The 21,820-nt window shown below is 63.0% G+C and carries 19 protein-coding genes; 8 read left to right on the top strand and 11 right to left on the bottom strand.

Translation table 11 applies throughout. The features are described from left to right. Positions 1-3: 3 nt before the first annotated feature. Both GOW72_RS06310 and GOW72_RS06315 read left to right on the top strand, forming a co-directional pair. Entirely contained in the window at positions 4-2,466 is a 2,463-nt protein-coding gene (locus GOW72_RS06310; protein ID WP_170366091.1) for a penicillin acylase family protein, read from the top strand. A gap of 108 nt (positions 2,467-2,574) precedes the next feature. Beyond that, on the top strand, positions 2,575-2,970 hold the full coding sequence (locus tag GOW72_RS06315; protein WP_170366093.1) for a nuclear transport factor 2 family protein: 396 nt from the start codon (positions 2,575-2,577) through the stop codon (positions 2,968-2,970). A 3-nt stretch (positions 2,971-2,973) separates the two neighbouring features. Here the strand turns inward: GOW72_RS06315 and hflX are convergent, their stop codons facing one another. The 4 genes from hflX to trkA form a co-directional block, all read right to left on the bottom strand. Next, complete coding sequence (gene hflX / locus GOW72_RS06320; protein ID WP_170366094.1) at positions 2,974-4,245, bottom strand: GTPase HflX; 1,272 nt, start codon at positions 4,243-4,245, stop codon at positions 2,974-2,976. Further along, positions 4,245-4,484 carry an RNA chaperone Hfq gene (gene hfq, locus GOW72_RS06325; RefSeq protein ID WP_005982826.1) on the bottom strand — a complete coding sequence of 80 codons (240 nt, stop codon included), beginning with the start codon at positions 4,482-4,484 and terminating at the stop codon, positions 4,245-4,247. Before hfq ends, hflX begins: the two co-directional genes overlap by 1 nt. 133 nt (positions 4,485-4,617) lie before the next feature. After that, a complete protein-coding gene (locus GOW72_RS06330; RefSeq protein ID WP_093962233.1) occupies positions 4,618-6,156 on the bottom strand; it encodes a TrkH family potassium uptake protein in 1,539 nt (512 codons plus the stop codon). Then, positions 6,156-7,532, bottom strand: coding sequence for a Trk system potassium transporter TrkA (trkA, locus tag GOW72_RS06335; RefSeq protein WP_093962234.1), 1,377 nt, complete (start codon positions 7,530-7,532; stop codon positions 6,156-6,158). The genes GOW72_RS06330 and trkA overlap by 1 nt, the downstream gene beginning before the upstream one ends. Positions 7,533-7,628: 96 nt before the next feature. On the opposite strand from trkA, the gene GOW72_RS06340 reads away from it, so the two are divergent. Next, a complete protein-coding gene (locus tag GOW72_RS06340) occupies positions 7,629-8,108 on the top strand; it encodes a hypothetical protein (RefSeq protein ID WP_093962235.1) in 480 nt (159 codons plus the stop codon). 2 nt (positions 8,109-8,110) lie between these two features. On the opposite strand, the gene GOW72_RS06345 is transcribed toward GOW72_RS06340, so the two are convergent. From GOW72_RS06345 to dusB, 7 genes are all read right to left on the bottom strand, one after another. Continuing rightward, positions 8,111-9,292: an MFS transporter gene (locus GOW72_RS06345; RefSeq protein WP_170366096.1), complete on the bottom strand. Its 1,182-nt coding sequence runs from the start codon at positions 9,290-9,292 to the stop codon at positions 8,111-8,113. Between the two features lie 43 nt (positions 9,293-9,335). Continuing rightward, complete coding sequence (locus tag GOW72_RS06350; protein ID WP_244952352.1) at positions 9,336-9,908, bottom strand: helix-turn-helix domain-containing protein; 573 nt, start codon at positions 9,906-9,908, stop codon at positions 9,336-9,338. Positions 9,909-9,948: 40 nt separating this feature from the next. After that, positions 9,949-11,358, bottom strand: coding sequence for a nitrogen assimilation response regulator NtrX (gene ntrX, locus GOW72_RS06355; RefSeq protein WP_170338876.1), 1,410 nt, complete (start codon positions 11,356-11,358; stop codon positions 9,949-9,951). Then, a complete protein-coding gene (locus GOW72_RS06360) occupies positions 11,355-13,643 on the bottom strand; it encodes an ATP-binding protein (RefSeq protein ID WP_170366097.1) in 2,289 nt (762 codons plus the stop codon). Before GOW72_RS06360 ends, ntrX begins: the two co-directional genes overlap by 4 nt. A 99-nt stretch (positions 13,644-13,742) precedes the next feature. Beyond that, a complete protein-coding gene (locus GOW72_RS06365) occupies positions 13,743-15,110 on the bottom strand; it encodes a response regulator (protein ID WP_170338872.1) in 1,368 nt (455 codons plus the stop codon). 16 nt (positions 15,111-15,126) lie between these two features. Next, on the bottom strand, positions 15,127-16,206 hold the full coding sequence (locus GOW72_RS06370; protein ID WP_170359005.1) for a two-component system sensor histidine kinase NtrB: 1,080 nt from the start codon (positions 16,204-16,206) through the stop codon (positions 15,127-15,129). Further along, positions 16,203-17,219 (bottom strand): tRNA dihydrouridine synthase DusB, encoded by a 1,017-nt coding sequence (gene dusB / locus GOW72_RS06375; protein WP_170366098.1) that lies wholly within the window; start codon positions 17,217-17,219, stop codon positions 16,203-16,205. Before dusB ends, GOW72_RS06370 begins: the two co-directional genes overlap by 4 nt. A 152-nt stretch (positions 17,220-17,371) precedes the next feature. Between dusB and GOW72_RS06380 the strand changes: the two genes are divergently transcribed. From GOW72_RS06380 to GOW72_RS06400, 5 genes are all read left to right on the top strand, one after another. Next, complete coding sequence (locus tag GOW72_RS06380; protein ID WP_170366099.1) at positions 17,372-18,502, top strand: bifunctional 2-C-methyl-D-erythritol 4-phosphate cytidylyltransferase/2-C-methyl-D-erythritol 2,4-cyclodiphosphate synthase; 1,131 nt, start codon at positions 17,372-17,374, stop codon at positions 18,500-18,502. Further along, positions 18,499-18,996, top strand: coding sequence for a phosphatidylglycerophosphatase A family protein (locus GOW72_RS06385; RefSeq protein ID WP_170366100.1), 498 nt, complete (start codon positions 18,499-18,501; stop codon positions 18,994-18,996). Before GOW72_RS06380 ends, GOW72_RS06385 begins: the two co-directional genes overlap by 4 nt. After that, on the top strand, positions 18,993-19,469 hold the full coding sequence (locus tag GOW72_RS06390) for a CinA family protein (protein WP_170366101.1): 477 nt from the start codon (positions 18,993-18,995) through the stop codon (positions 19,467-19,469). The genes GOW72_RS06385 and GOW72_RS06390 overlap by 4 nt, the downstream gene beginning before the upstream one ends. 180 nt (positions 19,470-19,649) lie before the next feature. After that, positions 19,650-20,831, top strand: a complete 1,182-nt coding sequence (locus GOW72_RS06395; protein WP_170366102.1) for an ammonium transporter — start codon at positions 19,650-19,652, stop codon at positions 20,829-20,831. Between the two features lie 146 nt (positions 20,832-20,977). Next, positions 20,978-21,655, top strand: a complete 678-nt coding sequence (locus GOW72_RS06400; protein WP_170358994.1) for an orotate phosphoribosyltransferase — start codon at positions 20,978-20,980, stop codon at positions 21,653-21,655. The last annotated feature ends 165 nt before the right edge of the window (positions 21,656-21,820 follow it).

A 21,820-nucleotide genomic window follows, 5' to 3' on the forward strand; every position in this document is an offset into this window, starting at 1 on the left:
CTGATGGGTGTCGTCTTTCGCTGGTTGATGCGTATCGCCTCGGGTCTGGTCCTGCTGACCCTCGCGGCGATAGGTCTGGTGTATTTCCTGGCCAGCCAGTCGCTGCCTGACTACGATCAAATGCTGCAGGTCAAAGGCCTGAACGCCCCGGTCGAGATCGTGCGCGACACCGCCAACGTGCCTCACATTCTGGGGCAGACCGACCCCGACGTGTTCTTCGGTCTGGGCTATGCGCATGCCCAGGACCGGTTGTGGCAGATGACAGTCATGCGCCGGACCGTGCAGGGGCGCCTGTCCGAGGTTTTTGGCCAGCGAACCGTGCATATCGACAAGCTCATGCGTCGGCTGGATCTATACGGGCTGGCGCATCAGTCCTTCGAGGTTCAGGACGATTACACCAAGGCCGCTCTTCGCGCCTATGCCGCGGGTGTCAATGCACGGCTGGACGAAATCAACGAAAACGCCTTGGGCCGCGGCGCGCCCGAAATGTTCTTGTTCAACGCACCGGTTGCTCCTTGGCAACCGGGTGACAGCATAGCCATGATCAAGCTGATGGCGATTCAGCTGTCCGGGCACTTGCAGGACGAAGTGCTGCGGGCGCGCACCTCGTTGATGCTGAACGATCCGCAGCGGCTTTCAGATATTCTGCCCGAAGTGCCTGGCGCGGGCATTGCAGCGCTGCCCGAATATGCGGCGTTGTTTCCCGACCTGCCCCGCTATGCCGCCAGTTCTGAACCCGCGGCCGCATGGCTGAACCCGGTCCCGCAGCGCGGGTTGGCGGGTGCCTCGAATGCATGGTCTGCGGCTCCTTCGCGTTCGGCCACCGGTGGAACCCTGTTGGCCAACGATCCGCATCTGGGCCTGACTGCGCCGGGGATCTGGTATCTGGCGCGTCTTGAACTGGCGAAGGGCGGCGTGATCGGCGCCACCATCCCCGGCATTCCGGCGGTTATGTCCGGCCGCAGCGACCGGCTGGGATGGGGCCTGACCTCTTCCTATCTGGACGATCAGGACGTGCATATCGAAAGAGTGAATCCCGACAACCCCGAGGAATACCTGACGCCCGTAGGCTTCAAACCCTTCAAGTCGCGCCCTTCAATCATCGAGATCAAGGACGCCCCACCGATCACTCTGACTCTGCGCTGGACCGAGAACGGCCCCGTCCTGCCCGGCACCCATTACAACCTGGAAACCATCACACCGCCGGGGCATGTCGCCTCGCTGTCCTGGACGGCGCTCAGCCCGCGCGACACCTCGATCAGCGCGTCGATGGCGCTGATGAGCGCGGATACCGTGCGTGAAGCGATTGAAGCTGCCGAGCGGTTCATCGCACCGTCGCAAAACCTGTCGGTGGTCGACAAGACGACCGTCGGCATGAAACTCATCGGCGCAATGCCCAGCCGCGACCTCAACAACCAAAGCCGCGGCCGCATCCCGACGCCGGGCTGGATCGCGGCAAACCGCTGGCAGGGGCGTCTGCCCTATTCCGACAACCCCGAATTCGTGGCCCCCGCCGGCGGCGTTTTGGGCAACACCAACAACAAGATCATCGACCGGCCCTTCCCCCTGCATGTGTCCTATGAATGGGGCGATACGCAGCGCGTCCACCGCTGGGAATTCCTGATGCAATCCCGCGAGGTGCACACCCGCGACAGCTTCATCGAGGCGCAGTTGGACACGGTCAGCTTCACCGCGCGGTCACTGCTGCCGCTGATTGGGGCCGACCTGTGGTTCACCGGCGAGGCCGCGCCCGAAGGCACCCCCGAACGCCAGCGCCAGATCGCCCTGACCCTGCTGGCCGAATGGAACGGCGAGATGAACGAGCACCTGCCCGAGCCGCTGATCTACGCGGCCTGGGTCCGCGCGCTGCAAAAACGCCTGATCGCCGATGACCTCGGGCCGCTGGCCAAGGAATTCAAGCATGTCGAGCCCCTGTTCATCGAACGCGTCTTCCGCGACATCGACGGGGCCTCGGCCTGGTGCGACGTCCGGCAGAGCGCACCGGTGGAAACCTGCACCGACATGGCCCGGCTGGCCCTGGACGATGCACTGGTCTGGATTTCCGAGCGTTATGGCAGCCAACTGGAATCCCTGCGCTGGGGCGATGCCCACCAAGCCACCCATGACCACCCGGTGCTGGGCGAGGTTCCGGTGCTGCGCTATTTCGTCAACATCCGCCAATCGACCAGCGGCGGCGACAACACCCTGCAGCGCGGACGCACCTCGGGCGAAGGGCCGGACCCGTTCCAGAACGTGCACGGCGCGGGCTATCGCGGGGTCTATGACTTTGCCGACCCCGACAGTTCGGTCTTCATCACGGCCACCGGGCAATCGGGCCACTTCCTGTCGCGCTATTATGACGATCAGGCGCAACTGTGGCGCCGGGGTGAGTACATTCCCATGTCGCTGGATCTGGATCTGGCCCGCGCCGCCGCTGTCGGGACCACCCGTCTGATGCCGCAATAGGCGGGATTTCGGCGGACCCCCGCCCCTTTTTTGTCGCCCCGTGGACGTGGCCCCGTGGCTTGGCCTACCATTCCGGAGCGCCCGGACCGCAGCGCGAGGGGGAAAATCATGGCCAGTTTGCGCGATACCCTGAACAATCTTGCCCGCGACTATGCTATCGCCTGGAGCTCGGGTGACGCCAATGCCGTGGCCGACTTCTTTACGTCGAACGGGCAGATCACGATCAATCGCGGCGAGCCCATCGTCGGGCGGGCGGCCATCGCGGAAATGGCGCGCGGGTTTCATACCGACTTTCCCGATCTTGAAGTGCGCTGCGATATGCTGCGATGGGCCGGTCCCCACGCCATTTTCGTCTGGACCCTTGAAGGGCACCATGCAAAGACCGGGAATGCAGTCACCACACGCGGCTGGGAAGAATGGGAGCTGGACGCGGAGTACAAAATACAGTCGTCGTTGGGCTGGTTTGATGCCGACGACCATCAGCGCCAGATCGACGGGGCCTGATCGTCAGAGGCCCGCGAACTGATTCGCCTGCTTGTCGGTCCACAGAACGGTGATCTCGAACCCGTCCTCGGTCTGTTTTTCGCCGCGCACCACGTCCTGCCGGAACAGCCAGGCGCGTTTGTCGCCGTCGGCAAAGCCCAGCTTCAAAACCTCTTCCCGGCGCACGCCCTGCAGGATCGTGGCGATCTCGGTCAGCAGCGGATCGATCCCCTCGCCGGTCACGGCCGAGATCGGAAACACCGCCGGATCGCGCTCGGCCCGGGCCTGCACGGCATCGCGGTCCTCATCGGACAGCAGGTCGATCTTGTTCCAGACTTCAAGCTGAGGGCGGGTATCGTCCACACCCAGCGAGGCCATGATCGTGCGCACATCCTCGGCCTGCTCTTCGGTCTCGGCATGGCTGATGTCGCGCACATGCACGATCAGGTCGGCGGCCAGAACCTCTTCGAGCGTGGCGCGGAAGGCCGCGACCAGTTCGGTCGGCAGGTTCGAGATGAAACCCACCGTGTCTGACAGGATCACCTCGGGTCCGTCGGGCAGTTCGATCCGGCGCATAGTCGGGTCCAGCGTGGCAAACAGCATATCTTTGGCCATGACTTCGGCCCCGGTCAGGCGGTTGAACAGCGTGGATTTGCCCGCGTTGGTGTAGCCGACCAGCGCCACGATCGGATAGGGCACCTTGGCCCGCGCGGCCCGGTGGAGCGTCCGTGTCTTCACGACCTTCTGCAGCTGACGACGCAGCCGCACCAGTTGATCGTCGATCGCACGCCGGTCGGCCTCGATCTGGGTTTCCCCCGGTCCGCCGACAAAGCCCAGCCCACCGCGCTGACGTTCCAGGTGGGTCCAGGCTCGCACCAGCCGCGTCCGCTGATAGCTCAGCGCGGCCATCTCGACCTGCAGCACACCCTCGCGCGTGCGGGCGCGGTCCGAGAAGATTTCCAGAATCAGCCCCGTCCGGTCGAGGATCTTGACCTTCCACGCCTTTTCCAGGTTGCGCTGCTGAACCGGGGTGACCGGCCCGTCGATCAGAACCAGCTCGATCTCGTTTTCAGCAAAACGCGCGCCTAGCTCCTCGATCTTGCCGCTGCCGAACAGCAGGCCGGGCTGCGCCCGCGGCAGACGCACGATCTCGGACCCGATCACATCCAGATCGGGCAAAGCGGCAGCCAGTGCCACCGCCTCTTCCAACGCCGGAACGGGGTCGCGGCGCTGGTCATCTGACTTGATATCGGGATGCAGCACCCAAGCCCGGGTGCGCCTCCGGTCATGTTCCATCAAGAGGCGTCTTCGCCCTCATACAGGTTGATCGGCTGCGACGGCATGATGGTCGAGATCGCGTGCTTGTAGACAAGCTGCGACTGTCCGTCGCGGCGCAACAATACGCAGAAATTGTCGAACCAGGTGATGACACCCTGCAATTTCACACCGTTGATCAGGAAAATTGTAACGGGAACCTTTGCTTTCCGTACATTGTTCAGGAAGGCATCCTGAAGATTCTGTCTGTCCGAAGCCATATTTTGTTATCTCGCCGTTGTTCTTGCTTACGCGCTGCGGACCAACGCGCTCCCTCCGCGCGAGTATGGAGTGACGCGCAGAGATATTCCAGATGAAAAATCAGGCAGTAACGTGAAGGCCCGAATTGGCGGTTCAATCCCGCCACAGGGCCGGAGTGATCAACGCGATGATCGCCAGAGTCTCTAGCCGGCCGATCACCATGCCGGCGCACATGGTCAGCTTGGCTCCGGCCGACAGATCGATCAGACGGATCGGCAGATCGGTGGCCAGTTCGATCAACGGACCGGTCGTGCTCAGCACCGCGACGCTCAGCACCATGGCGCGTTCAAACCCAACCCCCTCGGCAGCGAGAACGACATCAAGCAACGCAAGCGTCAGCGCGAACATCATCAGAAAGACCCACGCGATGAAGGCACCCTGGCTTTGGATGCGGCGGTTGCCACCGCCCGCCCCGCTGACCGATGACGGGTGGATCAGCCTGTCCAGTTCACGCGCGCCATTCAGGTAAAGCGCATAGACCCGCAACAGCTTGACCCCGCCGGCGGTGGTGGCGACCCCGCCCCCGATAAGCGCAAGCCCCATCAACACAAGCCCCGGTGTTCCCAGGCCGGACAACTGTTGCGCGTCGTTCCAATAAGCGCTTTCGAACCCGGCCGTCGTCAGGAACGACATCACCGTGAACAACATGCCCCAGATGACGTTCAGCGTTTGCAGGCCCGTCACCTGCCCGCCGATCTCGGCAACCCCCGCCAGCACTCGGAAGACCAACAGTGCCGCCACGCCGACGACGATCATCAGGCCGATCCGGAATTCCGGATCGTGGTCCAACCGGGAATAGCCCGTTGTTGCGGTGTCCTTTGAAAACGTCAGGCGGGACAAGGCAAAGAACAGGAACAGAAACAGGATGGCCTCGCCGGTGATCCCGGCGGTGGACCCTTCCAACCCGCCCACTGGCGATATGCCGGACGTGGCCATCACCGACATTGCGTGGCAGATGGCCGTCAGGCCCTTTTCTCCGGCGATCAACAGCAAGACCCAGATTACCGCTGTGAGGCTGGCGTAAACCGGGGTCAATGTCGCCGTCACACGGAGCAGTCGCCCCCGCGGGTCGACCCTTTCGCTCTGGGCTACGCCGGAAACCGGGCGGCCCGGCTGTCCGCGCGCGGTAATCTCGAACCCGCCCAACGATAGAGGCGCCAGGATCGCAGCCGCCGAGATCCACATCAGCAACCCACCCATCCAGCCGACGAGTGCCCGCCACAGGTGAACCGGCGCCGACAGGCGCTCGGGGTCGGGAAACAGGTCCGCTCCGGTGGTGGTGATGGCGCTGACCATGTCAAAATAGGCGTTCAGAAAGGTCGTGTTCCCCAACGCGTCATGGACCGGAACGGCCAGAAACAACGGCAATACCGTCAACGAGCCCAGCAGGACCGCCAACTGCCCCAAGGTTCCGCGCCGCGGTTGCCGGCTGGCCGTCGCCAGACCTACGATCGTGACCAGGAACAGCCCAACCAAACCCGAATAGAAGAACGACCGCGACGTTGGATGGTCATCCAAGGCAAGGGCGTAGATCGCCGGGATCCACATCGCCAAGGACACAACCGCCGAGATCAACAGAAACAGCGGCAGCCGCCGAATTACGCTGATTTTGGGTGCGCGGGCGACAGCCATCAGAAAAAGTCGATCGAAACCTGCATCAGGCGTTCGACCTCGGGTACATCATTGGCCATTGCAAAAATCGCAACCACGTCCTTTTCGTCAATCCGCAGACTGCCAGTGGGCCGCAGGACCTCGTCGCCCTTGCGCACCGCGCCGACCAGGACGCCTTCGGGAAAGTCGATGTCCCGCAGTTTCTGCCCGGCCATTGGCGAGGTCGACAGCACTTCGGCCTCGATCACTTCGGCCTCGGCATCGCCGATCGAATATACCTGTCGCACCCGGCCATGCCGGATATGGCGCAGGATCGAACTGACGGTCGTGGCCCGCGGGTTGATATAGGCGTCAATCCCCAACGGCCCCATCAGGGCCACCATGCTGGGGTCGTTGATCAACGCGATCGCCAGTGGGCAACCTTCGGCCTTGGCCCGGACCGCAGCCAGCATGTTGGTCCGGTCGTCATCGGTGACGGCCAGCATCGCGTCCGCGCGCTCGATCCCCGCTTCGCTCAACAGCGCGGAATCCAGACCGTCGCCGTTCAGAACGATCGTACGCTCCAGCGACTCGGCGGCCAGTTCCGCACAGCGCCGGTCACGCTCGATAACCTTTGCACGGATGCGGCCCTCGCGCTCTTCCAGTGTCCGGGCGACTTCAAGGCCGACGTTCCCGCCACCCACGATGACCACGCGATCCTGCTTTTTCTGTGATTTACCAAAGACCTCCATCGTGCGGTCAACGTCTTGGACGCTGGTAAAGACATAGCATTCGTCACCGACGAACAATTGGTCCTCGGATTCCGGCGCGAACAGCGTTCCGTCGCGGCGAATACCCACCACGATGGCGCTGAGCGTTGAAAACAGGTCTGTCAGTTGGCGCAAGGGCGTGTTGACGATCGGGCAATCCTCGGCGATCCGAATGCCCAGAAGCTGCGCCTTGCCATCCATGAACAGTTCCGTGTCAAAAGCCGCAGGCGCCGACAGGCGGCGCATGGCTGCGGCGGCCACTTCACGTTCGGGGCTGATCACCACGTCGATCGGAAGATGGTCGCGGCGGTACAGGTCGCGATGGATCGCTTCGAGGTAGGATTTCGACCGCAACCGCGCGATCTTGCGCTGGATCGAGAACACCGAATGCGCCATCTGGCAGGTGACCATGTTCACCTCGTCAGAATGGGTCGCGGCGATGATCATGTCGGCGTCACGGGCTCCGGCCCGCTCGAGCACGTCGGGATAGCTGGCAAAGCCGGCGATGCCCTGAACGTCCAGCGTCTCGGTCGCCCGGCGTACCAGGTCAGGGTTGTTGTCCACAACGGTGACGTCATTCAACTCGCCCGAAAGGTGCCGAGCAATCTGCCAGCCCACCTGGCCGGCGCCACAAATGATGACCTTCATGCCTTTGGCCTTTCTGCCTGAGCGTTTTGAATGACAGATGCCCACAGAGCGGTCAATCGAATTGTCATGACGGCCTGTGTGATGCAAGATAAGCGAATGAAAACAGTGCTTCGATTGCTTGTTCCCCTTGCCCTGCTGGCCGGATGCGGGCCGTTGTCGATGTATTATCGCGAAGGCGAAAGCGTCTCGCGGATGCAGGCAGAAACGACCGAATGCCAAGTGCAGGCGCTGAAGGATGCACCGGTTGCAAACCAGGTGCGCCAAAGCCCGCCCACCTATTGGCCGGGCCGCACCTATTGCGACGGGCGCGGGCGATGCTACCGCACCGGAGGATGGTGGGAGCCGGGCCGCGTTTACACCGTAGATGTAAATCAGGGGCTGCGAAACACGGTCGAGGCGCAGTGCATGGCCAAGAAGGGATACCGCCCCATCAGCCTGCCGCCCTGCAAACAGTCGGTCAAATCGGGCGTTCCGCCGACCCGAACTACCGTCCTGCCGCCGTTGGGCACGGCGTCCTGCTTCGTCAAATTTGACGACGGGTCATTCCAGATCATCACGCCGGGGTTGCCGGGCTGACCTCAGTCCAGATCGTCGGGTGACGATCGCCGGCGGAGTGACAGGAACAAATGTGCTGCGATGGCGGCCGCATAGAATACAAGTACGGCCACAAACATCGAGCCTTCTCCGGCGCGCCAAAGGATTGCAAGCAGAACAGGTGTGCCCAGCAGGTTGCCCGCATTTCCCATCTGCGCCATCGCCCCATAGCTCAGCGCCTGATCCCGGGCCGAGCCATTCAGTTGAGGAACCGCCGCGAAACTGCCGCCCTGCACCAGGCCCAACACCGCAAACAGTGCAATGCCGACAATGGGCAGAGGCGCTCCGAAAAACAGCAGGGCAAGGGCAGCCATCCCGGCCGCAAAACCAAGATTTACAACCGTGACCGCGGTCAGGAACGTCAAGAGCACGGGTACCGCGATCCACGACAGCACGATACCTGCCAGCGGCATCAGACTGGCTACAAGAACCGACTGATCTTCGGGCATACGGCCGGGCAGGATCGCCAGCAACGACACGAAGGTCAGTGTGTAGAAGAACCATCCGATCGCCGGTGCTGCCATGCGAGGCGAGCGGTAGGTTTCTAGATGCGTCTGCAGGATGGATCCCGGCCCCCACCCATGCCGTTCCGTCGCGATGGGCGGAACCTTTGGCGGAAACAGGGCGACCAGTCCTGCAATCAGCGCCATCAGGAACCCGTGGCCCATGAAGAAATCCGCCAATCCAAAACGCTGGATCAACGGAAGGCCGAACCAAGCGTTCAGCGCAAAGGCAACTCCAAAGAAAGAACTCCACAACACCATGGCGGCATTGCGCGCGGCTCCGCGTGTGATCTGTGCGATCAGCGTCGGAGCGGCAACCACGATCGCCAGATGCGAAACGCCCTCGATGATCCGGCTGCCCAGCATCACGTGAAAACCGGGAATGGTGGACTGGAACACCGATACAACGCCGCCCAGCAGCAAACCGAACACCAGCAGGCGGACCGGTCCGAACTGCGCGGTAATGGCGCCTGACATGGCCCCCAACACGGCGCCCATCAAACTGATGATCGACAACAACCAGCCGATCGAATCCCCATAGCCTGGGTACAATGCACCGACCGCGTCGAAGGCAACGGCGATCTTGGCGAACTGCGTGGCCGCGCCCAGTCCAGCCACCCATAACAGGATCACCTGCAGGAATATGCGAAAAGATTGAGTCACACCCGCGTTCTACCCTCGGCCTCCGGCGAGGTGAACGCATATTTTATGCGGCGCGTACGCGCGTGCCGCTGACAAGGCGCACTGGGGTTCCATCGGCCAGATACAGTCGCTCCCATACGATTTGGCCTGCGCTGATGGTGATCTGGTCGTGCACGGCCTGAGAAGTGATGAAAGCTTTGGGATTTGGCATCTGCAGGTCCCACCAACCCTCGTCCGTCAGCTCCATTTCGGCCTGGCGGATCTCGTCGGTCGCAAACTGCCACAGCGACACCCCCAACAACGAGTGCTGGCTGGCTGACCAATCCCGTGCGCGGCTGGGTGAATAGGCCAGACAAACATGGCTCGCTTCGTCCACCAGATGGAGACAGGCTTGCGAACTGCCGACAAGCCGCTTCAGTGCTGCATCGTCGGCGCGGTGATCCGAAAGCGCCGTGAAAACCGCAGCTTGTTGTTCAGGGCTTGGGGTCTGGACCCCGTTTTCCCAGCGCGACACCGTGGCCTGATCGACCCGCATCACATGTGCAAGCGCCGCCTGCTTCATCCCGGTGGCCCGCCGAAGCCGTTTGAGACGACGAGCAAAGGCTGGAAATCCCTGCTGGATCATCGATAGCGTCATGGCCGGGCGCCTCCCGTTGACCTGCCGGTATGGCCGGCCCCTACTCCGCCGGTTCAGGCTCGTCCAGTTGCGCCACCCGCGCGCCCGACTTGTTCGACGTCACCACACCCAGCGATTTCAGCTTGCGGTGCAAGGCGCTGCGTTCCATTCCAACGAAACTGGCCGTGCGGCTGATATTGCCGCCAAAGCGATTGATCTGGGTCAGCAGATACTCACGCTCGAACGCCTCTCGTGCCTCGCGCAGTGGCAGCGTTGCCAAAGCGCCCGACAGCACGACCCGGCCGGAATCGTCGGCCTTTTCCTCTTCATTCGGCAATTCCCGCGCTTCGATCGGTCCGGTGCCATCACCAAGGATCAAAACCCGCTCGACCAGGTTCTTCAACTGGCGCACGTTGCCGGGCCAACTCATGGTCTGCAGCAGAGCCACGGCCTCTTCCGACAACTCGCGCACGGGGAGGCCCTGGGTTTCGTTGCACATCTCGATGAAATGCTTGGCGAGAACAGGAATATCCTCGCGCCGTTCTTCCAAAGACGGCACCGCGATCGGGACGACGTTGAGGCGGTGATACAGCTCTTCGCGGAACCGGTCCGCGGCAATCTCGGTTTCAAGGTCGCGGTTAGTGGAAGAGATCACACGCAGATCGACACGCACGTTGTCCGAGCCACCCACCCGCTGAAACTGCTGATCAACGAGGACGCGCAAGATCTTGGACTGCGTGCCCAACGGCATGTCGGCAACCTCGTCGAAATAGACCACACCGCCATGGGCCTGTTCGAGCAGACCGGATTCAACGCCACGCTCGGCGGATTCACGGCCGAACAAAACTTCTTCCATGCGCTCGGGCTCGACCCCGGCGCAGTTGACTGTGACAAAGGGCGCGTTCGCCCGGTTCGAGTGCGCGTGGATGTAGCGCGCGGCGATTTCCTTGCCCGATCCGGCGGGACCACGCAGCATCACCCGACCGTTGGATTTGGTCACCTTGTCCAACTGACTCAGCATCGCGCGGAACGCAGCCGACTTGCCGATCATGTCGGAATTGCTGACTTCCTTGCGCTTAAGCGAGGCATTCTCGCGACGAAGGCGCGACGTTTCCATCGCGCGGCGGATCACCACCATCAACTGGTCGATGTTGAAGGGCTTTTCGATGAAATCATATGCCCCCTGCTTGATCGCCGCGACGGCGATTTCGATATTCCCGTGCCCCGATATGATCACCACCGGAACATCCGGATTGTCGCGTTTGACCGCCTTCAGAATGTCGATCCCATCCATGCGGCTGTCCTTGAGCCAGATGTCCAGGATCAACAACCCGGGTGGTTCTGCGTTGATCGCGGCCATGCACTCGTCCGAGTTGCCGGCCAGCCGGGTGGAATATCCTTCGTCCTCCAGAATGTCGGACACCAGTTCGCGAATATCGCGCTCGTCATCTACGATCAGAATGTCGCTCATCTTTGGCCTGCTTTCAGTGTCTTGGATTTAATTGCCTGCTTTTGCGGCGCTGCGACCGGGGCCGTATTGGCCTTCGGCAACCGGATCACGGCCATTGCGCCAAAATGGTCCTGTCCGTCGAACACGGGCGCATCCTCAAGGGTCAGCGTACCGCCGTGTTCTTCAATAATTTTCTTGACGATGGGAAGGCCCAGGCCAGTCCCTTCGTCGCGCGTCGTCACATAGGGCTCGAACAACCGCGCCCGGTCTTCCGGCAACCCGATGCCGTTGTCCGCGATGGTGATCAGTGTTCCGTCGTCATCCGTGGACAGGCGCACCTTGATCTGCGGGCTGAGGTTGTCGGGCGGACCCTTCTTTTTCAGGGTTTCGATCGCTTCGCCGGCGTTCTTGATAAGATTCGTGAGCGCTTGGTTCAACATCGTCGCGTCCACATCAGCCAATACTGGCTGGTCCGGGATCTCCGCATCGATCTGAACGTCTGGCTGACCGGCCTGCTGCAGCAGAACCGCCTCACGCACCAAGCCCGCGATGTCTTCCTCGTGACGGTCGGGCTCGGGCATACGGGCGAACTTCGAGAATTCGTCGACGATCCGGCGCAGATCGTTGGTCTGGCGAACGATCACGTCGGTCATGGATTCCAGGCTGGCGCTGTCCTCTTCATCCAGCTTCCGCGCAAACTTCCGCCGGATGCGTTCGGCGCTCAGCTGAATGGGGGTCAGCGGGTTCTTGATCTCATGCGCGATGCGGCGGGCTACGTCCCCCCAGGCCGCCATACGCTGGGCGCTGACCAGATCGGTCACGTCGTCAAAGGCGACCACGTAACCTTCCAGCCTGCCGTCCTCGCCGCGTCGGGTTGCCATCCGGACCAGCAGGTTTTCCAACTGTCCCTTGCGGGTGACCTTGATTTCGTCCTGAATTGCTTCCTGGCTGCCTTCTTTCAGCGCTTCGAACAAAGGCAGGAACTCGGGCACGGCGATGCCGATAGCCAGTTGTTGTTCATGGCCTTTCCAGTCAAGCAAGCGCTCGGCCGAGCGGTTGACGAATGTCACCTGACCATCCGGATCCACCCCGACCACGCCCGAAGTCACCGAGCTGAGCACGGAGTCGAACAGCCGGCGGCGGCTTTCGATCTGGCGGGTGTTTTCCAGCAGCGTACCCCGCTGCACCTTCAATTGCCGGGTCATCTGGTTGAAATACCGCCCCAGCATGGCGATTTCGTCGTCGCTGGCCTCTTCGATGACCTGCACGTCCAGATCACCGGCCCCGACCCGCTGCGCGGCCGTGGTCAGGCGACCAACCGGGCGCGAGAGCCGCTCGGCGAACCACATGCCCAGCGAAACGGCCGCCAAGATGAGGATTACCGCGAACCCCAGATACAGCAGCCCGAACTCGAACAGCACCCTGCCCCGTTCGTTTTCCAACTGTTGATAGAACTGTGCGGTTTCCTTGGTGTCATCCAAAAGGGTCAACAACTGGCCATCTACTGCGCGGCTGACATACAGATATCGGTCCAGATAGGCTCGCAGCGGCACCAGAGCCCGGAATTCGTTGTTGGGCCAGTCCGCGATGATCAACAGCCCCTCGTCTCGGGCCTGCTCCAACTGCTCGGGTGTCGGCGGTTCGTAGTTGAACAGATAAGACCTGTCTCCGCGGGCCCGGATTTCGCCACTGCCGTCAATCACGTAGGCTTCGCGCAGTCCGCGCTGAATCTGTGCCTGCCCCTGGGCCAGCACCTCGCGCAGCTCGGCATCCGAGATGTAGAAGTCCAGCTTGCGTGCATTGTCCAGAAACCGCGCAAGAACCGTGGCATCCTGCGTCAGACCCTGTTCGTGCTCTTGTTCATAGGCCTCGGCCGCCGTCAGCGAAGATCCGACCACCTGCCTGACCCGGTCCGAGAACCATCCTTCAAGCCCGATATTCACGGTCAGACCAGCAAAAATCGCAACCGTCACCGTTGGCACCAGCGCCAACAGCGTGAACGCCCCGATCAGCCTCAGGTGTAGGCGAGAGCCCGCCGATTTGGCTCGACGCGCCGCAACCAGATTGCCCAGCTGTCCAAGAACCAGGGCCGCCACGACCAGGATGTAAACAAGGTCTGCCAGCAGAATCAGCCGAAGCGTGGGCGCATTCGCACCCAGGTCAAACGGCCCGATAACAAGGTAGGTCGCAAGGGTCAGGACCGGCCCCAACACAACCAGCCCCAAGGTGCCGAAATTGCGCAGTTTCCGGGACTTACGCCACCGATTCAGGGATAATGCCGGCCGTTTCTGTGCCCGGGATACCACCGTCTGCCCTCATCCTGATGTGCCGCTTTCGCAGCGTACCGCCATATGTCGTGGTCTTTTCCGGGACTGTGCCCGGATGCCACGGTTTGTGTGGCGAGATTACATCAGTTTGCGCCGACGTGTCACCTGAATATCGAGATCAGTGATTTTTTTGCGCAGCGTATTCCGATTTATCCCCAGCAAATCGGCACATTTTGCCTGATTTCCTCCGGTCGCATCCAGCGCGATTTCGATCAGCGGAGCCTCGACCTCGCGCAGAATGCGCTGGTACAGACCCGGTGGCGGCAGCATGTTTCCATGAAGGTCAAAGTAGCGCCGCAGATGCCGCGCAACCGACGAAGACAGCTTCTCTCGTTCGCTCCCGCTCAGCAGTGGTTCGGCCTCGGGCTGACTGCCCAAGACGGCCTCGACCTCGGACTTGGTGATTTCGTCGGATCGGCTTGTCAGGCTCAGCCGCCGGATAGCGTTTTCCAGTTGCCGCACGTTGCCGGGCCAGGAATACCGGCGCACAAGCTCGATCGCGTCAGGGCCCAACCGCCGCTTTGTGCCGTTTTCGCGTTCTTCGCGGGCCAGAAAATGCTCGGCCAGCAACAGGATGTCGTCGACCCGCTCGCGCAAGGCTGGCACATGGATGGTGGCACCGCAGAGGCGGTAATAAAGGTCCTGCCGCACCCGCCCGCTTTCCATCGCCTCGGTCAGGTCCGACTGGCTGGTCGCCATGAAGCGCGGAACGTGGTCGCCGGGCGTGTCCATCATCCGCACGATCCGGGCCTGGATTTCATCGTCCAGGTCTGCAATTTCGTCGATCAGCAAGGTACCGCCGCGCACCCGGGCCATGACCCGGGCCGGACCCTCCAGGTCGCGCAGGTCTGCTGCAGTAGCAGTCACAAAAGGCAGTGTCCGCCGGTCTGAGAAATCGTGAATTGCCCTCGCAATCAACGACTTGCCCGTGCCACTTTCACCGGAAATCATGACCGAAAGATCGGTGTTCATGACCCGGGCGACCAACCTGTACAGGGCTTGCATCACCGGAGTTCGACCGACCAATGGCAACTCGTCGGGGCGGTCTTCGGATGTGTCCGCGGGTTCGATCTGAACCCGCTGCTTGCGGTCCAACGCCCGGGCGGTGCGCTTCATCAGATCCGGCAGGTCGAACGGCTTGGGCAGATAGTCATAGGCATCCGCCTCGGCCGCCTGGATCGCCGTCATGATCGTGTTCTGGGCCGAGATCACGATCACCGGCAGGCCCGGCCGGTCCTGCGCGATCTTGGGCAGCATTTCCAACCCGTTGCCATCGGGCATGACCACATCCGAGATCACCACGTCGCCCTTGCCCTCACCGACCCAGCGCATCAGCGTCGTCAGTGACGAGGTCGCATGCACCTTGCAGCCCGCCCGCGTCAGGGCCTGGGTCAGAACCGTCCGGATCGTTCTGTCATCATCTGCAACCAGTACCGTGCCATCCATCTGGTGTTCTCCTTGATTATTCTTTGTCCTGCCCTGCCTCGCGCGGCGCGCGGCGCAGCGACAGCCGGAAGACTGTCCGCCCCGGCACCGACTCGGCTGTGATCCAACCGTCGTGGTCGGACACGATCTTGCTGACCAGCGCCAAGCCAAGGCCGGTGCCGTTTTCCTTGCCGGATACGAACGGGTCGAAAATATCGCCGCGGATGTCCTCGGGCAGGCCCGGGCCATCGTCGATGATCTCGATCTGCAGCGGTAGCGAGTGGCCCGAGCCATCACTGCGCCGCAGACGGAAGGAATGTTCGAAATAGGTGTGCAGGCGGATCGTTCCGCCCTCGGGGCCGGCGGCCTCGGACGCGTTCTTGAGCAGGTTCAGAACCACCTGCAACAGCTGATCCGGATCACCATAGGCCAGTGGCAGCGACGGGTCGTAATCCTCGATGATGGTCATGTCCGCGCCGAAGCCCAGCAGCGCCGAGCGGCGCGCGCGGTCCAGAACATCGTGGATGTTGACCGGCTTGAACTCGGGCCGCGAGAGGTTTCCGAACTGCTCGACCTGCTCAAGCAGCTTCACGATCCGGCGACTCTCGGCCACGATAAGGTCTGTCAACTCAAGATCTTGCGGGCCGATATTCATGCTCAGCAACTGTGCAGCACCGGTGATCCCAGCCAGCGGGTTCTTGATTTCATGCGCCAGCATCTCGGCCATGCCGATCGCCGACTGCGCCGCCGATTTGACCGTGTTGCCGCGAGTCATGCGGGTTGCCAGTTCGCGCGGCGAGACGATCATGATCATCGACCCCGGATGCCCCAGCAGAGGCGCGATCTGCAGCGCGCATTGCAGCGGCGCGCGATTGCCCGAACCCACATCCACGTCATTCACGAACAACGGCGTGCCCTGCGCGCGGGCGCGCGTGAACGCCTCTTCCAACGGCGCGTCCACGGCGATCTGGTCCCAGACCGGATGCCCGACCACCGATTTGCGCGAAGCGTTCAGGAACCCCTCACCCGAGGAATTGACGTCGGCGATGCGGTCCTCGGGGTCGATGATGAAGGCGGGAACCGGCAGCGAAGCCCAGATGACCTGATCCGAAATCATGCTGCCACCTCGGAATTTTCCGTCAACGCGTCGCCGATCAGCCGCAGAACCTCGGCCGGATCGCGCGAGGTCAGGACCGCGCGGCGCAGGGACGCCGGCGTTCTGGCCTCGTCCATGTACCAGCCCAGATGCTTGCGCGCGACACGCAGGCCCAGATCGGAGCCATAGAACCCCAGCATCGCTTCATAATGCACCCGCACCATGTCGGCCAGATCGTCGCCTTCGGGAACCTCTGGCGCCGGCGTCCCCCACAGCTCGTGCGCGATCTGCGCAAGCAGCCACGGTTTGCCCTGCGCGCCGCGGCCCACCATGACGCCTTCCGCGCCCGACTGCTCCAGCGCTGTCTGCGCACGCTCGGGGCTGGTGATGTCGCCATTGGCCACGACCGGAATGCTGACGGCGTCCTTGACCGCGCGGATCGCGGCCCAATCCGCCTCGCCTTTGTAGAACTGACAGCGCGTGCGCCCGTGGATCGTCACCATCTGAACGCCGGCCTCCTGCGCCCGCCGCGCCACGTCCGGCGCGTTCAGCAGCGTGTCGTCCCACCCCAGCCGGGTCTTGAGCGTCACCGGAACGTCCACTGCGCCCACGACCGCATCGATCAGGGTCAGGGCGTGGTCGGGCGTCTTCAGCAGGGCCGAGCCGGAATAGCCGTTCGTCACCTTCTTGGCCGGGCAGCCCATGTTGATGTCGATCACCCGCGCGCCCCGGTCGGCAACCTGCCGCGCGGCCTCGGCCATCCAATAGGCGTCGCGACCGGCCAGCTGTACGGCGGTGTTTTCCACATCCGCTGACAGTTCGGCCCGTTCGCGCACGCCGGGCTTGGCCTGCACCATCTCTTGGCTGGCGACCATCTCGCTGACCACCATCCCGGCGCCAAACCGCAGGACGAGGTCACGAAACGGCCGGTCGGTGATTCCGGCCATCGGCGCCAGCAGAACTGGCGGGGTCAAAGTTTTCTCGGCAATGCGCAGCGTCAACGTGCCTAATCCTTGAGCATTTGCGGTTTTCATATCGAATCCGGGGCATATGAACAACAAATCCACGACCAGCAAGCCCGCAAAATCATCATATGCCTAATTTTTAATCAGCTAGCCGCGAGTGATTGCCTCTGCTTTCACCGCCGCCTAAACACGGAAGCCAAACGAAGGTCGGAAATTCAAACATGACTACCGCCGCCATCATCGTCGCCGCCGGGCGCGGCCTGCGCGCCGGAGGGGGCCAGCCCAAACAGTGGCGCCCCTTGTCCGGGCGGCGTGTGGCCGACTGGACGATCGAACGGATCAAGGCGCAGGTGCCGCTGGTCGTGCTGGTCCTGTCCGCCGATGACCCCGAGGCCTGGACGGAATTCGCCGACAGCGGCCTGATTCTTGCGCCCGGCGGCGCCGACCGCGCCGAGTCCGTGCGCAACGGGCTGCAGGCGCTGGCCGATCGCGGCGTCAGCAAGGTTCTGATCCATGACGTCGCCCGGCCCTGTGTCAGCGCGCGGGTCATTGGTGACGTGCTGGCGGCCCTCGACACCCACGCCGCTGCGGCGCCGGGGCTGCCGGTCACCGATGCGCTGTGGACCGGGGCCGACGACCAAGTTACCGGCACCCGAGATCGCGCGGGCCTGTTTGCCGCGCAGACGCCGCAGGGGTTCCGCTATGACGCCATCGTCGCCGCGCATGCGGTGTATCCCGGTGGGGCCGCCGATGATGTCGAGGTTGCCCGCGCCGCCGGGATCAACGTGGCCATCGTGCCGGGCGACGCGGACAATCTGAAAATCACACGGCCCGAGGATTTTGCCCGGGCCGAAAGGATATTGAGGTCAGACATGGATGTAAGGCTGGGCAACGGATATGACGTGCACCGGTTCGGGCCGGGCGATCACGTGATCCTGTGCGGCGTCGAGGTCCCGCATGATCGGGGGCTGCAGGGCCATTCCGACGCGGATGTGGGCATGCACGCCGTCACCGACGCGATCTATGGCGCGCTGGCGCAGGGCGATATCGGTCAGCACTTCCCCCCATCCGACCCGCAATGGAAGGGCGCCGCCAGCGAGATCTTTCTGCGCCATGCGGTGGATCTGGCCACGCGCATGGGCTTTCGCATCTCGAACATCGACTGCACGCTGGTCTGCGAATACCCCAAGATCGGCCCGCACGCTGCGGCGATGCGGCAGAAAATTAGCGAAATCATGGAGCTGGAGGCCGACCGCGTGTCAATCAAGGCCACCACGTCCGAGCGGCTGGGCTTTACCGGCCGCAAGGAAGGCATCGCCGCTATCGCGACCGCCTGTCTGGTGAAACCATGACCCTGGCGCGCCTGATCGGAACCGTCGGCGGGATCGGTTACCTTCGCCCTGCCCCCGGCACCTGGGGTTCGCTGGCCGCACTGCCTTTGGCCTTGGCGCTGCATCTGCTGGGCGGCTTCCCGCTGCTGGCCGTCGCAACCGTCGCCGTTTTTGCGGCCGGCACCTGGGCCACGGGCGTCATGACCGCCGGGCAGGACGATCACGACCCTTCGGAGATCGTCATCGACGAGGTCGCGGGCCAATTCATCGCCATCTGGGCCGTGTCCTATCCCGCCTGGGCGCATGACATCGCGGTCACCGCCCTATGGCCGGGCTGGATCGCCGCGTTTTTGCTGTTCCGCTTGTTCGACATCACCAAGCCAGGCCCCGTCGGCTGGGCCGACCGTCGTGGCGACCCCTTGGGCGTGATGCTGGATGACGTGATCGCGGGCGTGTTCGCGGCCGTGGGCGTTCTGATCCTGGCCGGGATCGCACATGGAGTACTGGGCTTATGACCGTCGCCGAACTGCTCGACCGCGCCAAGGCGCTGAACGTCATGATCGCCACAGCAGAAAGTTGCACGGGCGGCATGGTCGCCGCCGCGCTGACCGACATTCCCGGCAGCTCGGCCGTGGTTGACCGAGGCTTCGTCGCCTATACCAACGCCGCCAAGCAGGACATGCTGGGCGTGCGTGCCGAGACGCTGGCGGCCCATGGTGCCGTTTCTGAAGAGGTCGCCCGCGAGATGGCCGAGGGTGCGCTGGCGCATTCCCAGGCGCAGCTTGCGGTCTCGATCACCGGCATCGCGGGGCCCGGCGGGTCCGAGTTCAAGCCCGAGGGCCGGGTCTGTTTCGGCCTTGCCGTCACAGGCAACCCCACCCTGACCGAAACCGTCGAGTTCGGCGCCGCGGGCCGCGCCAACGTCCGACGCGCGGCGCGGGATCATGCGCTGAAACTGCTGGAAAACGGGCTTTCCGAACTCGCCTAATTTTTTGGCACCTGCCGGGATACGGCGTACTTTTTGTCACCACTTGGAAAAAGGACGCCAAAACAGGCACCTTTTTCGCACCCCGCCTCTTTTTTCCTCGACGTCCGTTCGGTTGAACCCACGGCACGTCACTCACACCGCGCCCCTTGGCGCAGCTTCAGGAAAGAGGAGAACGGCCCAATGAACGGAGCCGATACCGCCTGGATCATCGTCGCGACGGCGCTGGTCCTGTTCATGACTTTGCCGGGCCTGGCCCTGTTCTATGGCGGGCTGGTGCGCGCCCGCAACGTGCTGAGCGTTTTCATGCACTGCTTCGCGATCGCCTGTCTGATGAGCGTCCTGTGGCTGGTTGCGGGTTACTCGATCGCCTTCGGCGACGGCGGCTCGGGCCTTTGGGGCGGACTGGGCAAGGCGTTTCTGAACGGCGTCGATGCCGACAGCCTGTCGGGCACCCTGCCCGAAGTGCTGTTCTTTGCCTTCCAGATGACCTTTGCCATCATCACCCCGGCCCTGATCGTCGGTGCCTATGTGGAACGCGTGGGCTTTGGTTTCGTGCTGGTCTTTTCGGGCCTTTGGATGCTGTTGTGCTATGCGCCGGTGGTGCATTGGATCTGGGGCGGTGGCATCCTGACCGATGGCGGCATCCTGGGCGAGGTTGGCGTGCGCGACTTTGCCGGTGGCATCGTGGTGCACGAAACCGCCGGTCTGGCCGCTCTGATCATCGCGTGGGTCCTGGGGCCGCGCAAGAACCGCACCACCCCGCCGCACAACCCCGGATACGTCATGATCGGGGCCGCGATGCTGTGGGTCGGCTGGTTCGGCTTCAACGGCGGCTCGCAGCTGGCCGCGGATGGCGGCGCGGCCATGGCGCTGACGGTCACGCATATCTCGGCCGCCACCGCATCGCTCAGCTGGGCGCTTTGGGAGCGGATCAAATACGGCAAGGCCTCGCTGGTCGGTCTGGTCACCGGGACCATCGCGGGTCTGGCCTCGATCACGCCGGCCTCGGGCTATGTCGATCCTATTCAGGCGCTGATCATCGGCGCGGTCGCCGGCATCCTGTGCCAGGAGGCGGTAAACGTGGTCCGCAACGTGTTGAACATCGACGATACGCTGGACGTGTTCGCCGTGCATGGCGTGGGCGGCATTTTCGGCACCATCATGATCGCCGTCTTCGGCTTGGGCGCCTGGACCGCGCAGTTGGGCGGGCTGGTGATCGTGGGTGTCTTTACGTCAGTTGTCACGTTTGTGCTGATCAAGGTGGTTGCGCTTGTCATCCCGCTTCGCGTAGACGCCGAGACCGAAACGAACGGGCTCGACCTGTCGGTCCACGGCGAACGGGCCTATGACATGAGCAGCTAAGCCCACCTTGGCTGGCTCGACTGCCCATCCGGGCATCAAGCGGACCTCTTGGGAGGTCCGCTTTTCTTTTGCGCCAACCCCTCTCGACATCGGGCCGGTCGGCAGGCTATCAGCCCGCAACGTCATTTCAGCGCCGAGGTCCCGCCATGATCCCCAGTTCCTTTCCCGACAGCACGGAAATCGCCCGCCTGACCGCGCGGATGCTGCTGGAGATCAAGGCGGTGCATTTCAACGCGCGCGAGCCGTTCACGCTGGCCAGTGGCCTGCCCAGCCCCACCTATATCGATTGCCGCAGGCTGATCTCGTACCCGCGCATCCGGTCGACCCTTATGGACTTCCTGACGGTCACCGTCATGCGGAATGCCGGGTTCGAAGCCTTCGACAACATCGCCGGTGGTGAGACCGCGGGCATCCCCTTCGCCGCGATGGTGGCCGAGCGCATGGCCCTGCCGATGACCTATGTGCGCAAGAAGCCCAAGGGCTATGGCCGCAACGCCCGGATCGAAGGGGCCATGACCGAAGGCCAGCGCGTGCTGCTGGTCGAGGACCTGACCACCGACGGCGGCTCAAAACTGTCCTTCGTGGACGCAATCCGCGAAACCGGCGCCACCTGTGGGCATACGGCGGTGATCTTCTATTATGGCATCTTCCCCGAAACCGAAAAGACGCTGGGCGATCACGGTGTGCAACTGCACCACCTGTGCACCTGGTGGGACGTTCTGGCCGAGGCCAAGGCACAGGGCACGTTCGACGCCGAAACGCTGGACGGGGTCGAGGCCTTCCTGAACGACCCGCGCGGCTGGCAGGACGCCAACAAGAGCTGACTGTCGAGCCATTGTTGCCGGCCAGGAAACACTGGCCGTCAGCCTTGCTACCTATCCACAAGATGTTGACGAATGACCGATCCCTGCGGCAAGATGCAGGAGCGGAAGATATGCACAGCATATCCCCAGAAAACATACAATTTGCCCCGACTCACGGGGCCGCGA

It is taken from the genome of Ruegeria arenilitoris (genome assembly GCF_013032855.1).
Lineage (GTDB): Bacteria > Pseudomonadota > Alphaproteobacteria > Rhodobacterales > Rhodobacteraceae > Ruegeria > Ruegeria arenilitoris.